Annotated in this window: 9 protein-coding genes; 4 read left to right on the top strand and 5 right to left on the bottom strand. The window is 73.0% G+C overall.

Annotated elements, in window-relative coordinates; translation table 11 throughout:
• Positions 1-94: 94 nt before the first annotated feature.
• Together ACRX5S_RS15640 and ACRX5S_RS15635 are read right to left on the bottom strand one after the other, a co-directional pair.
• Entirely contained in the window at positions 95-3,760 is a 3,666-nt protein-coding gene (locus tag ACRX5S_RS15640) for an ATP-dependent helicase (RefSeq protein ID WP_436773515.1), read from the bottom strand.
• A 294-nt stretch (positions 3,761-4,054) separates the two neighbouring features.
• Positions 4,055-4,513 (bottom strand): MGMT family protein, encoded by a 459-nt coding sequence (locus ACRX5S_RS15635; protein WP_436773514.1) that lies wholly within the window; start codon positions 4,511-4,513, stop codon positions 4,055-4,057.
• Between the two features lie 110 nt (positions 4,514-4,623).
• On the opposite strand from ACRX5S_RS15635, the gene ACRX5S_RS15630 reads away from it, so the two are divergent.
• Positions 4,624-7,017: a lysylphosphatidylglycerol synthase domain-containing protein gene (locus ACRX5S_RS15630; protein ID WP_436773513.1), complete on the top strand. Its 2,394-nt coding sequence runs from the start codon at positions 4,624-4,626 to the stop codon at positions 7,015-7,017.
• A 127-nt stretch (positions 7,018-7,144) separates the two neighbouring features.
• On the opposite strand, the gene moeZ is transcribed toward ACRX5S_RS15630, so the two are convergent.
• From moeZ to ACRX5S_RS15615, 3 genes are all read right to left on the bottom strand, one after another.
• On the bottom strand, positions 7,145-8,323 hold the full coding sequence (gene moeZ, locus ACRX5S_RS15625; RefSeq protein WP_436773512.1) for an adenylyltransferase/sulfurtransferase MoeZ: 1,179 nt from the start codon (positions 8,321-8,323) through the stop codon (positions 7,145-7,147).
• A gap of 104 nt (positions 8,324-8,427) precedes the next feature.
• Entirely contained in the window at positions 8,428-10,398 is a 1,971-nt protein-coding gene (locus tag ACRX5S_RS15620; RefSeq protein WP_436773511.1) for a DUF3152 domain-containing protein, read from the bottom strand.
• Between the two features lies 1 nt (position 10,399).
• The gene (locus ACRX5S_RS15615; protein WP_436773510.1) at positions 10,400-11,347 is read right to left on the bottom strand and encodes an alpha/beta fold hydrolase; all 948 of its coding nucleotides are present in this window, start codon (positions 11,345-11,347) and stop codon (positions 10,400-10,402) included.
• Between the two features lie 253 nt (positions 11,348-11,600).
• On the opposite strand from ACRX5S_RS15615, the gene ACRX5S_RS15610 reads away from it, so the two are divergent.
• The 3 genes from ACRX5S_RS15610 to ACRX5S_RS15600 all read left to right on the top strand — a co-directional run bounded on the left by ACRX5S_RS15610 (position 11,601) and on the right by ACRX5S_RS15600 (position 13,454).
• On the top strand, positions 11,601-11,882 hold the full coding sequence (locus tag ACRX5S_RS15610) for a hypothetical protein (protein ID WP_436773509.1): 282 nt from the start codon (positions 11,601-11,603) through the stop codon (positions 11,880-11,882).
• A gap of 318 nt (positions 11,883-12,200) precedes the next feature.
• A complete protein-coding gene (locus ACRX5S_RS15605; protein WP_436773508.1) occupies positions 12,201-12,842 on the top strand; it encodes a TetR/AcrR family transcriptional regulator in 642 nt (213 codons plus the stop codon).
• Positions 12,843-13,226: 384 nt separating this feature from the next.
• Positions 13,227-13,454: a DUF3107 domain-containing protein gene (locus ACRX5S_RS15600; protein ID WP_436773507.1), complete on the top strand. Its 228-nt coding sequence runs from the start codon at positions 13,227-13,229 to the stop codon at positions 13,452-13,454.
• Positions 13,455-13,482: the final 28 nt, after the last annotated feature.

Below are 13,482 nucleotides of genomic sequence, written 5' to 3'. Positions count from 1 at the left end.
CTCCATCGTTTCGGGGGTTGGATGGTGATCAGTATCCCAAGGCACCGAAGAGATTCGGCCAGTGCCCCGGCCCTGGTTCACCCGCCCGTGTCGTCTACTCGACGACCGTGCGCCCCTCGCTGCGCGCGCTGCAACAGCGCCGGAAATCGCACCGGTCGCAGTGCGAGCCGGTGTTCGGGGTGAAGCGCTCGCCCAGAATGCGGCCCGCGACGTCCGCGAGCAGCGCGGACACCCACGTGCCGCCGTCCTCGTCCGGAACCGGCGCGGTCTGGTCCTGGACGACCGGCAGGTGCCCGGCGTCCGGATCCTGGCCGGGCGCGCGGTGCCGCAACTGCACGAGTTCGGCGCCACCGGACGCCGGACGCGTCCCGCCGAACGCCTCGACGTCGTCCAACGCCCCGTTGGCCACCGCGATCTGATACACCGCCAGCTGCGGGTGCTCGGCCACCTCGGCGGCCCCCGGCTTGGACTTGCCCGTCTTGAAGTCGACGACGTACGCCAACCCGTCCTCGCCGCGCTCCACGCGGTCCATCGAGCCGCGGATGACGATGCGGTGCTCCCCCGCCGTCAGGCTCACCTCGAACTCGTGCTCGGTGGCCGCGACGACGCGGTGCCGGTCATGCGTGTGCCAGGCGAGGAAGCGTTCGAGTGCCGTCCGCGCCTCCTCCTTCTGCTGGTCGGACTGCCACGGCGCGTCGAAGGCCAGGGCATCCCACACCCGGTCCAAGCGGTCTATCAGCACCGGCAGCTCGGCGGCCGTCGCGCCCGTGCCGACCTCGTCCGCGAGCGCGTGCACCACGTTGCCGAAACCGAGTGCGGCGGTACGCGCGGACTCCGCCCGCACCTCCCGGCCCAGGAACCAGTTCAGCGCGCAGGTCCCGACCTTCTCGACCGCGCTGCCGGACAGCTTCACCGGCACGCGCGGATCGCGCACCGGAACCCCGGGGTCCGTCGGCTCGACCAGGCCCCACCAGCGCTCCGGGTGGGCGGCGGGGACCAGCGGGTAGCCCTCCTCGTCGCGCAGCGCGGCCAGCTTCGCCAGCCGCCGCGCGGCGGCGAGCTGCACCGTCCGCGGCGCCTTCGGGTCGACGGCGGACGCGCGCAGCTCGGCGACGAGCGCCGACGTCGACAGCGGACGCCGCGGGCGCGAGGTCACGTCCGCCCGCTCGACCCCCTCCTCACCCAGCTCGGCGAGGAAGCGCGAGGGCTGGTCGCCGTCGTCGTACGCGGACTTCACCGCCGTCACCACGAGCCGCTCGCGGGCGCGCGTGACGGCCACGTAGAACAGCCGACGCTCCTCGGCGAGCAGCGCGCCCGGCGACAGCGGCTCGGCGAGACCGTCCGCCCCGATCCGGTCCGCCTCCAGCAGCGAGCCGCGGCGACGCAGGTCGGGCCACAACCCCTCCTGGACGCCCGCGACGACCACGAGGCGCCATTGCAGGCCCTTGGAGCGGTGTGCGGTCAGGAGGCGCACCGACTCGCCGCGCATCGCCTTGTCGTCGAGCCGGTCGCCCGGGATCTGCTGGGCGGTCAGCTCGTCGAGGAAGTTCAGCGCCCCGCGGTGCCCGGCGCGCTCCTCGGCGCGGGCCGCGACCTCGAACAGCGCGACGACGGCGTCCAGATCGCGGTCGGCGTTGCGGCCCGCCGACCCGCCGCGCAGCACCGCGCGCTCCAGGCGGGCGGGCCACGGCGTCCCGTGCCACAGCTCCCACAGCGCGGCCTCGGTCGTACCGCCCGCGTCGAGAATCGCGCGGGCCTTGGCGATGAGCATGCCCAGGCGGTACGCCCCCGCACCGATCTGCGCGTCGACCGCCACCAGTTGCTCGGGATGGGCGAGCGCGTCCCTTATGAGCTCGGCGGACGGCCGGGCGAGCGCGGGGAGGAAGGGCGCGGTGGAAGCGGGCGGTGTCGCGGCATCCGGGACCCTCGCGCCGTCCGCGGCCTCTGCGGTCCGCGGCCGCTCGCCCGCAGTGTCGCCGTCGGCCCCGGCCGCCGCCGGGTCGGCCGGGTCGGAAGCCGCCCTGTCGGTGGCCGCCGTGTCGGCCGCATCGGCGGTCGCGGTCGCGTCGACCGAAGTGGCGGCGTCGCCCGCGCCCGGCGCGGGCACGGCGGAAGCCACTGGCGCGAGGTCGCCGAACGCCATCAGCTCAAGCTGCTCGGGGCCGTCGTGGCCCGCCGCGTCGCCACCCGCATCGCCGTCCCCGCCGGCCGCGGCCTCAGCCGCTTCCGCCGCCTGGGCCTCCGCGGTCTGCGCGTCGGCCATCGCCGCCGCGCGCTCCTCGGCCCGCAGCGCGCGGCCGAGGACCCGCAGGTCCGCCGAGTCCATGCCGCACATCGGCGAGAGCAGCAGCATGCGCGCGGTGTCCTCGTCCAGCGCCGCCGGGTCCGCGGCCACCCTGAGGGCGGTCAGCAACGGAGTCACCGCCTGCTCGGCGGCGAGCGGGAGTTCGTCGCCCGCGATCTCCAGCGGCACGCCCGCGACCGACAGCGAGCGGCGGATCGACGGGATGGACCGGGCGCCCGAGCGTACGAGCACCGCCATCTCGCCCCACGGCACGCCGTCCTCCAGGTGGGCGCGGCGCAGGATGTCGGCGATGTTGTCGAGCTCGGCGCCGGGCGTGGGATAGGTGAAGACCTGCACCCGGCTCGGGTCGTCGTCGCCGGTGCGGTCCGGGATCAGGTCCCGGTGGGCCGCGGCGTCGGCGGCCGGGAGGCGCGACAGCGGCATCCGGCGGGTGATCTCGCGCGACGCGCGCAGCAGTCCGGCCCCGGCGCGGCGCGAGGTGCGCAGGACGATCGTCGGCGCCGGCGCGCCCGTACGGTCCGGGAAGTGGTGCCGGAACTCCAGGATCCCGTTGACGTCGGCACCGCGGAACGCGTAGATCGACTGGTCGGGGTCGCCGACCGCGACCAGGTCCCGGCCGTCGCCCGCCAGGGCGCGCAGCAGGCGGACCTGGGCGGCGTCGGTGTCCTGGTACTCGTCGACGAACACCACCTTGTAGCGCCGCCGCAGCTCGTCGGCCACCTCGGGGCGCTCCGCGAGTATGACCGCGCGGTGCACCAGCTCGGCGTAGTCGACCACGCCCTGCGCGTCCAGCACGTCGAGGTACTCGGCGAGGAAGTCGGCCGCGGCCCGCCAGTCGCGGCGGCCGGTGTCCTCCGCGAAGCGCGCCAGCGCCTCCGGGTCCAGGCCGAGTTCGCGGGTACGCGCGGCGACCGCCCGGACCTCGTCGGCGAAGCCGCGGGTGCCGAGGGCGGCGCGCAGCTCGGCGGGCCAGCGGACGGTGCCGTCCTCCGCCTCGCCGGCCAGCAGCTCGCGTACGAACACGTCCTGCTCCGGACCCGACAGCAGCCGCAGCGGATAGGTGAACAGCTCCGGCGGCTGGTGCTGCCGGACCAGGGCGTAGCAGAACGAGTGGAAGGTCGTCGCCGTCGGCAGCGCGCCCGTGTGCGCGTCCCCGTTCCGGGAAGGCGCGCCTCCGCCGCCGCACAGCCGCGTCGCGATACGGTCGCGCAGTTCCCCCGCCGCCTTGCGGCTGAAGGTGAGAACCAGGATCTCCTCGGGAAGCATCCCCCGGGCGACCCGGTCCGCGACCGCCTCCACCAGGGTGGTTGTCTTTCCCGTACCGGGTCCGGCCAGCACCAGCAGCGGCCCGCCCGGGTGGGCCACGACGGCACGCTGGCGCTCGTCCAGCGTCAGCCGCGCCTGCGGACCGATGTCGGTGCGCCGCAAGCGGTACGCGGAGGTCGCGGTCGTCATGGCTCGGGGCCTTACGGGGAAGCCGAGGGGTTCGGGAACGACGGGGACGGGGATGACGGGGAAGCCGGGAAACGGGGAGATGTGGAGCGGGTCATCAAGGCGGTACGGCAGGCGCGCGGGGAGCCGCGCCCCGGTCGGCAGGGCGCGGCCTTGCCCCATCAGATCACACGGGACCCCCGTGCCACGCCGGACGCACCCGGACAGGGGTCGTCGGCCTCCGGCATCGCCGCGGAGTTACCGGGCACTGCTCTCGCTCCGTCCCCGGTCGGGGCCCCCGGCGCGCCCGACATGACCTCACCCCTCGTCGGACGCGGGGTCCCACCGCGCCCTGGCCATGTCCACGCGCGTACCGCCGGACCGCATCGGCGTGCCCTCGTCGCGCAGCCTGCGCAGGCCCTCGTCCTCCAGGCCCGGGGCATGCGTGCCGTCCGCGCGCAGCACGCGCCACCACGGCACGCCGCCGCCGTAGCGGGACATCACCCGGCCCACCTGGCGCGGCCCGAGTCTGGGGCCGTCCGCCCCGCCGCCCGGCCCTCGCTCGTCGTCGGCACGGTCGGCGGCGTCGGCACGGTCGGCGTCGTCGGCACGGTCGGCGGCGTCGGCACGGTCGGCGGCGTCGGGTTCGGGAACGCCCACCTCCGCTTCCTCGTCGGCGAACCAGGCCGCGATGTCCCCGTACGCCATCACCCGTCCGGCGGGGATGCGTTCGACCAGGTCCAGAACACGTTCGGCGATCGGCGTGGGCAGAGTCACGCCCCGCATCGTGCCAGACGCCACCCCCTCGTCCAGCCGGGTCCCGGCACTCCATGCCACCATCAAGGCGGCGGTGACTGGTGATTCGAGACCAAGAGGAAACATCTCCTGTGGGTGCCCCTGTGACCGGGCGCGCCCTCGTCGTCGAGCCCTCGCAACCCAACCGCGTGCACCGGTCCAGCGATCTGCTGCGGGTGCTGGTCGGCCTCCTCGCGCTGGCCGTGGTCTTCTTCCTCGCCAGCATCGCGCGCGAGACGACGTCGGGCCTGGAGTCCGACATCGTGCGCGGCGCGCAGAACAGCCTCCCCCGCCTGATCCTCAACCTGTCCGGCGGCGTTTTCGCGGTCGCGGTGCTCGTCGTGCCGGTCGCCTACGGCGTCGAGCGGCTGCTGCGCCGGGACGGCCTGCGCGTCGCGGACGGCGTCATCGCCGCGGCCCTCACCTACGCCGCGTCGCTCGGCCTGGACTGGTGGGTCACCGGCCCGGGGCCGGACGCGCTGGAGGCGGCGCTGACCCGCCCGCTGGCCGGGGGCGGCCTGACCGATCCGGTGCACGGCTACCTCGCGCCGATCGTCGCGTACATCACCGCGGTGGGCCTGGTCCGCCGCCCCAAGTGGCAGGCACTCGTCTGGACGCTGCTGGCGCTCAACGCGGCCACCGTCCTCGTCGGCGGCTACACCACCCCGCTCGCGCTGCTGACGAGCGTGCTGCTCGGCCGGACGATCGCGTACGCCACGATGTACGCGGTCGGCGTGCCCAACCGCCGCCCGCCCGCCGACGCGGTGGTGGCCGCGCTGCGCCGGTTCGGCCTGGTCGCCGCGAGCGCGGTGCGCACCGACGACGGCCCCGAGGACAGCCGCCGGTACGCCGTGCGGCTCACCGACGACCAACTCCTCGACGTCACCGTCCTGGACCGCGACCAGCAGACCTCCGGCGCCGTCTACCGCTTCTACCGCCGCGCGCGCCTGCGCGTCACCACCGCGCGCCGCACCTTCCTGTCGCTGCGCCGGGCGCTGGAACAGGAGTCGCTGATGGCCTACGCGGCGGCGGACGCGGGGGTCCGCACGCCGCGCCTGGTGGCCACCACCGAGGTCGGCTCGGACGCCGCGCTGCTCGCGTACGCGCACATCCCCGGCCGCAGCCTCGAAGCGCTGGACGACGACGAGTTCACCGACGCACTGCTGGTGGAGATCTGGCGGCAGGTGGCGCTGCTCCAGGCGCACCGCCTCACCCACCGCCGCCTCGGCACCAGCAGCTTCCTCATCGACCACGACGGCAACCCGTGGCTGGTCGACCTGCGCGCGGGCGAGATCGCGTCGGGCGACCTGTCGCTGCGCATCGACACGGCGCAGATGCTGACCGCGCTGGCACTGCGGGTCGGCGACGAGCGGGCGGTGCGCACCGCGACGCAGGGCCTCGGCGTCGACGCGGTCGCCGCGTGCCTGCCGCTGCTCCAGAAGGTCGCGCTCAACCGGTCGACACGCGCGGCGCTGCGCAAGAACCAGAACCTGCTGTCCGGGATCCGCGAGCGGATCCTGGAGCTGCGGCCGCGCGCCGAGGCCGAGCCGATCCGCCTGGAGCGCATCCGGCCGCGCACGCTGGTCACGGTCGTGGCGTCCGCGTTCGCCGGGTACTTCCTGCTGTCCCAGCTCACGCACGCCAACCTGGGCGACATCTTCGAGCGGGCCAACTGGGGCTGGGCGGCGATCGGGTTCGTGGCGTCGACGCTCAGCTACGTGGCCGCCGCGCTGATGCTGCTCGGATTCGTGCCGGAGCGGCTGTCGGTGTGGCGCACCACGATCGTGCAGCTCGCCGGGTCGTTCGTGAAGCTGGTCATGCCGGCCGCGGTGAGCGGTGTAGCGCTGAACGCCCGGTACCTCCAGAAGTCGGGCGTGCCGGCGGCCCTCGCGGCGGCCAGCATCGGTGTGTCGCAACTCGGCGGCCTGGTGTTCCACATCGGGCTGCTGGTCTTCTTCGGCTACATCGCGGGCACCGAGCAGACGCCGTCCTTCGCCCCGTCGGGCGCGGTCATCGCGGGTCTGCTGGTGATCGCGCTGGTGGCGCTGCTGATCATGGCGGTGGGGCCGCTGCGCCGCTTCGTGGTCAAGCGCCTCGCGGCGCTGTTCTCCGGCATCGTGCCGCGCCTGCTGGACGTCCTCCAGACCCCGACCAAGCTCGCCGCGGGGCTGGGCGGCACGGTGATGCTGACCGTGTCGTTCATCCTGTGCCTGGACGCGTGTGTGCGGTCGTTCGGCGGGTCGGCGAGCTTCGCCGCGATCGCCGTCGTCTTCCTGGCCGGCAACGCCATCGGCTCGGCTGCGCCGGTCCCGGGCGGCATCGGGGCGATCGAGGCGGCACTGATCGCGGGCCTCACGACGACCGGAAAGCTGCCGATCGAGACCGCGACGGCGGCGGTGCTGCTGTTCCGGTTCCTGACGTTCTGGCTGCCGGTGCTGCCGGGCTGGATGGCGTTCACGTACCTCCAACGCAAGCAGGCCATCTGAGCGGGCGCCCGTCCCCCGGAAACGGGGCGCCCGTCCCGCGGAAACGCCCGCAGGCCCCTTCGGATGGCCGAAGGGGCCCGCAGCGTAAGCAGCTTGACGGCACGTCAGGTGGCCGTCGCGCCAACCGTCAGTAGACGGGCTTCTCCGGCTCGATCTGGTTGACCCAGCCGATGACGCCGCCGCCGACGTGGACCGCGTCCTGGAAGCCCGCGGCCTTCAGGACGGCCAGCACCTCGGCCGAGCGCACGCCGGTCTTGCAGTGCAGCACGATGCGCTTGTCCTGCGGCAGGCCTTCGAGCGCGTTGCCCATCAGGAACTCGTTCTTGGGGACGAGCACCGCGCCGGGGATCGAGACGATCTCGTACTCGTTCGGCTCGCGGACGTCGATGACGTGGATGCTCTCGTCCGCGTCCATCCACTCCTTGAGCTGGCGCGGGGTGATCGTCGAGCCGAGCGCGGCCTCCTGGGCCTCGTCCGACACGACGCCGCAGAACGCCTCGTAGTCGATCAGCTCGGTGACCGTCGGGTTCTTGCCGCACACCGCGCACTCGGGGTCCTTGCGGACCTTGACCTGGCGGTACGTCATCTCCAGGGCGTCGTAGATCATCAGCCGGCCGAGCAGGGGCTCACCCATACCGGTCAGCATCTTGATCGCCTCGTTGACCTGGATCGAGCCGATGGACGCGCACAGCACGCCCAGCACGCCGCCCTCGGCGCACGACGGAACCATGCCGGGGGGCGGGGGCTCCGGGTAGAGGCAGCGGTAGCAGGGCCCGTGCTCGGCCCAGAAGACCGAGGCCTGGCCGTCGAAGCGGTAGATCGAGCCCCAGATGTACGGCTTGTTGAGCAGCACGCAGGCGTCGTTGACCAGGTAGCGGGTCGCGAAGTTGTCGGTGCCGTCGACGATCAGGTCGTACTGGGCGAAGATCTCCATGACGTTGTCCGCTTCGAGACGCTCCTCGTGCAGGACGACGTCCACGTACGGGTTCGCCTCCAGGACGCTCTCCTTGGCGGACTGCGCCTTGGACTTCCCGATGTCGGACTGGCCGTGGATGATCTGGCGCTGGAGGTTCGACTCGTCGACGGTGTCGAACTCGATGATGCCGAGGGTGCCCACACCGGCCGCGGCCAGGTAGAGCAGCGCCGGGGAGCCGAGGCCGCCCGCGCCCACACACAGGACCTTCGCGTTCTTCAGGCGCTTCTGCCCGCTCATCCCGAAGTCCGGGATGATCAGGTGGCGCGAATACCGGCGGACCTCGTCGACGGTGAGCTCGGCAGCCGGCTCGACCAAGGGTGGTAGCGACACGGGATCTCCGATGGTCAGACCTAGTTCTGCGACATTTCTCGCACCAACAGTGCCATGGCGTGTCGGATTCCCGGGAAGGGGGTCCGGACCGTGAGATGCCGGTCTCAGGACGGGATCGACGGCGGGTACGGCCACGCGTTCGGCGTGCACATCAGCCCGTTGTCCGCTTCCACCGACTTGGTCTGCTGCATCATGACCGGCGCGAGCCCGCCGGGCAGGCAGGCCTCGGTCTCGTGGTTGCGCCCGAGCCGGTGCCCGACCTCGTGGTTGATGAGCATCTGCCGGTAGCCGAGCATGTCGTCGCCGAACGTGGGCGAGCCCTCGGCCCAGCGCCACGCGTTGATGACCACCCACGGCGTGCTGGCCGCGTCGCAGGACACGTTCTGTATCGACGTGTCCAGCCCGGCCATGTCGCACAGCTTGTGCGTGGTGCCGGGGCTGGCGAGTCGGATCACGAAGTCCGCGGTGCCGTCGGTGCGGGAGAACGACTTCTTGTTGCCGTTGGCCCACGAGCGCGTGTCGTTCAGCGTCTGCTGCACGGCCGCCGCGAACAGCTCGCCGTCCAGCCCGAGCCCCTGTTCGACCTCGACGCGGTACGTGTACTTCTTGGCCGCGCCGCTCACCGGCGCCGGGACCTTGCCCGGCACGACGTCGAACTTGCCGCTCAGCGCCAGCGTCTCGGACAGGTCGAAGCGCACCTTCATGCGCTCGGTGGTGCTCAGCGGCGCCGACGGCGTGGGGATCGGGAGATCCGTCGGGCCGGGCGCGGGCGAGGAGGACCCGGGGTTGGGCGTGGCCTGGCCCGGCAGCGCGGCCTGCACCTGGGGCCGCTCCGCATCGCGCGACGCGACGTCGTCGGTGCGCCGGGTCGGGTCCTCGGCCTGCGCGCCGTCGCCCTTGGCGTGCGCCTCGGTGCCGCCGTCCGGCATCTGCATCACGACGGCTCCGGCGAGGACCGCGCCGGTCACCACGGCACCGCCCGCCACCACGAGGCGGCGGGGCTTGCGCGACGTCGTGCGGGTGGCGCGGCGCGAGGCCGCGCGTCCGGCGGATGCCGAGGTGGCCGGGGATGCGGATGCCGTGCGCGAGGCGGCCGAGGACGCCGTGCGCGAGGCGGGCACGGATGCCTCCGCGGAACGCCGGGGCGCCGCCGCGGCCGTGCGGGAGGTGCTGCGGGAGACCGGGTACGCACCGGCGCGCGTGGGCGGGTCGTAGCCGTCGCGGTCCGCGGGGGCGGGCTGCGGGGACGACGCCCGACGCGGCTCGTACCCGCGCTCGTACGCCGACGCCTGCACCTGGTCGTCCACGGGTTCTATGTAGACGGTCTCGTGCCAGGCGGCCGGTTCCGGGTCGAACTCCGGCTCCGGATCGGGCCGGTACTGCGGCTCGGGCGCGTACTGCGCGGGCACGCTGTGCAGAAGCTCGCCTGCGTACGGGTCGGCGGTCCACTGCGCCTGCGGCCCGGTGCCCCACTGCTGCTGGGCCTCGTCCGTCCACTGCGGCGCTTCCTCGGCCCACTGCGCGTACTCCCCGGGCCCGGGCTGCGCGGCCATCGGGTCGAGGGACGGGTCCGCGAGCGGGTCGACCTGCCCGGGGGCGGCCGCGGGGAAGCCGTAGAGCGGGTCGGTCAGCGGGTCGAAGCCGTGCTGCTGCCCGGGGCCCTGGTCGTAGCGGGTCGGCTCGGGCTCGTACGGGTACTGCGGGTGGTCCGCGTACTGCTGGTACTGCGGGTACGCGGGGTACTGCTCGGCGGCCCCGTACTCGTGCCCGTACTGCTCGGGGTACTGCTCCGCGTACGGCTCGGGGTGCTGCTGGACCGCCGCATACTGCCCCGACGAGGCCGAGTAGTGCTCGGACTCGGCGCAGTCGCCGGGGTACGGCTGCTGCTGCGCGTACCCGCCATCGGCCGCCGCATAGGGGGCCTGCTGATAGGCGGCCTCGTAGCCGCTCTGCTCCTGGTAGCCGTAGTCCTGCGGATATCCCCGCCCGTACTCCTGCCCGTACGCCTGCGCGGCGTCGGGTGCGTCGGGATGGGGCTGGTCGTACGAGGCTGCGCCGTGTCGGCCCACGGTCATATCACCGGGCCTCGGCCGACGGCAGGGGCTTCCCGGTGTCCGCCAGCAGGTCCCGGAACGCCCGCGCGACGACGCGCGGGTGCTCCAGCATCGCGACGTGCCCCGAGTCGGGCACCATCAGCAGGCGCGCGTCCGGGAACGTCGCCGCGGCACGGCGCGCGATCCGGGAGTCGACGAGCTTGTCCCGCCGGCCGTACACCAGCAGCGTGGGGGCCTGGACGGCCGCGGCCTGCTTCCACAACGAGCGAGGACCCCGTTCGAGGTAGGAGGTGACGACGCCGCGCGCCGACTTGGTGAACGCGTCGACCATGTACGGAAGCCCCAGACGCCGCCGGTACTCGGTGACAAAGTCGCTGAACTCCCGCTCGGACAGCATGTGGGGTTCACCGAAGCACAGCCCCACCGACACGCGGGTGCGCTGCTCCGGCGTCATATTGCGGGTCACGCGGTTCAGCGCCGCGGCGAAGCCCGGGACGGCCATCATCGCCGTCGGCAGCGCGGTGACCTGCGGCTTGCGGTCGGGCAGCGCGGGCGAGACCAGGGTGAGCGTACGCACCAGGTCCGGTCGGCGGGCCGCGACGCGCGTGGCGACGGCGCCGCCCATCGAGTTGCCGAACAGGTGGACCGGCCCGCGGTTGAGCGACAGGATCAGCCCCTCGACGGCGCGGCAGTGCGCGGACACCGAGTAGTCGCCGTCGTGCGGGGGCGGCGAGAAGCCGAATCCCGGCAGGTCGACCATGTCCGCCGCGACGGCGTCGAGCAGGTTCGCGACCATGGGCGCCCAGTTCAGCGAGGAGCCGCCGAGGCCGTGCACGAGGACGGCGGGGGGCTGCCCGGCGTCGTGCTCCGGGTGGCGCCGTACGGCCACCGTGGTCTCGCCGACGACCGGGACGGTACGCACAGGCCAGGCCGCCGCCGGGGCGCCGGAAACTGCCTGAGTGGTGGTCACGGTCGCCAATATTACGAGACGGTCACCGGGACGGAAGGGGGACCGTGCGCGATCGGTCCTTCCGGCGCGGCGATTTGGTGCTCGAATGGGCATTTTTGGGAGCAGCCCCAACGGCGCCGATGGCAACGGTTCGGTATCGATGATCAACCGGCCGCAACGCGGGTAGGCGGTTAGTACTCCGGTAAGCGCCGCGCGACGGCGCGAGCTTTCGGAGGCCCGGCAGGATCATGGGGAAGGTCGGAAGGAGTTGCACATGCCCGACAAGGCGCGTGAGACGACCGGTGCGGCCGGCGTTCGTGCGGACGAGAGCACCGCACCGGTCGACGCCCCCGACGTGACGCACGAGGACCCCGAGGAGGTCCCGGCGCCGGACGACCTCGACATCGAGGCGCCGGAGGCGGACGTCGCCGAACAGCGCACGGCCGTGGTCGACGAGGACGAGCGGGTGTGGGAGCCCGTACCGGACGGCGTGGACCCGGCGGACGGCACCGACCAGCGGCGGGTGGCGAGCCCCGACGAGGACGAATACCGCTGACCCGCGGCCCCGAAAAGGCCCGGGCAGGACTCCGGCAAGGCTCCGGCAGGATTCCGGCGAGGCCCCGAAGGTGCCCAAAAGCCTGTGGACGCGGGCGTTGCGGCCCCTCCGCCCCTGACGCAACGTCAGATTTGTCCGCGACGGGGCCTTGCACGGCACCCACAACTTCCAGAACCCTGTTCGTTGCGCCACGAAACTTACAACATCGGTTACCCAAAAGTAGGATGACGTGGCGGAACAACCTGCGCGTCCCCCGAATGGCCGTGGGGACCGCGGCACCGGGCAGGATCTGCCAGATCACGTTTTTTGAGGAGCGCCGTGACAGCCATCCAGGATGCGGATCCCCGCCCGCGCGGCACCCGGCTGCCCCGACTCGCCCGCAGGAACCAGCTGCTCGGCGCGGCCCAGGAAGTGTTCGTGGCGCAGGGCTACCACGCGGCGGCCATGGACGACATCGCCGAGCGCGCCGGAGTCAGCAAGCCGGTCCTGTACCAGCACTTCCCCGGCAAGCTGGAGCTCTACCTCGCACTCCTCGACCAGCACTGCGAGGCGCTGGTCGAGGCGACCCGCGCGGCGCTGGAGTCCACACACGACAACAAGCTCCGCGTCGCGGCCACGGTGGACGCGTACTTCGCCTTCGTCGACGACCACGGCGGCGCCTTCCGCCTGGTCTTCGAATCGGACCTCACCAACGAGGTCGCGGTCCGCGAGCGCGTCGAGCGCGTCGCGGAGACGAGCGCGGAGGCGGTCAGCAAGGTCATCGCCGAGGACACCGGCCTCGGCCAGGACGAGGCGATGCTGCTGGCCATCGGTCTGACCGGGATGGCCCAGGTGACGGCGCGCTACTGGATCTCCAAGGGCGTCCCGATCCCCCGCGACACCGCCTCCCGCCTCATCTCCACCCTCGGCTGGCGAGGCATCTCCCGCTTCCCCCGCAAGGACGAGGCCCCGTCGGGCTGACCAACGCCACACACCACCCGTGACCGCCGACCGCCTCCGCGGACGGCGGTCACGCGTTTCACAGCCGGGCGTTCCCGCGGTCCGCTCCGGGTCGTCGGCTTCTTCCGCAGCACCGACCCGACCCGCGGCTCAAGTCCAGCGCCCGCCTCATGCCGCGCATCGAGCAACTGGTCTCGTTCGTGGACGTGCCGCGGCCCTCCCCCCTCTTCTCCTGCCTGGCCGTGGGGCCTGCGGGCGCTCCCTGCGGTCGTTGCGGGAGATCGTTTCGCGCTCGGCGTATCCGCGGTGGGGCTTCGCACCCATCCGGCTCGATTAGCCTTCACTTCTGTACGGGCGCGCGCAGTTCGATGGCCGCCCTCACTCGCCTGAACCGGAGGGACAGCCGTGGAGGTCAAGATCGGCGTGCAGCACGCCGCGCGGGAACTGGTGCTGGAGGTCGCGGACAGCGCCGAGGACGTCGAGCGTGCGGTCGAGGCGGCACTGTCCGGCAGCGCGACCGTGCTCTCGCTCCAGGACGAGAAGGGCCGCAAGGTGATCGTCCCGTCCGACCGCCTCGCCTACGTCGAGATCGGCGAACCGAGCGTCCGCCGCGTCGGCTTCGGCGCGGTCTGAGGCCGCGGGTCTCGCAGACCACGAGGGG

This window comes from Yinghuangia sp. YIM S09857, assembly GCF_051388915.1.
Taxonomy (GTDB): domain Bacteria; phylum Actinomycetota; class Actinomycetes; order Streptomycetales; family Streptomycetaceae; genus Yinghuangia.
The sequence above is the reverse complement of the archived record's forward strand: the minus strand, read 5'-3'. Positions and strand labels throughout refer to the sequence as shown.

What these genes read in the sequence shown, in the direction of transcription:
- ACRX5S_RS15640 (WP_436773515.1), bottom strand. Translation starts at nt 3,760, where the DNA reads ATGACGACCGCGACCTCCGCGTACCGCTTGCGGCGCACCGACATCGGT.
- ACRX5S_RS15620 (WP_436773511.1), bottom strand. Translation starts at nt 10,398, where the DNA reads ATGACCGTGGGCCGACACGGCGCAGCCTCGTACGACCAGCCCCATCCC.
- ACRX5S_RS15610 (WP_436773509.1), top strand. Translation starts at nt 11,601, where the DNA reads ATGCCCGACAAGGCGCGTGAGACGACCGGTGCGGCCGGCGTTCGTGCG.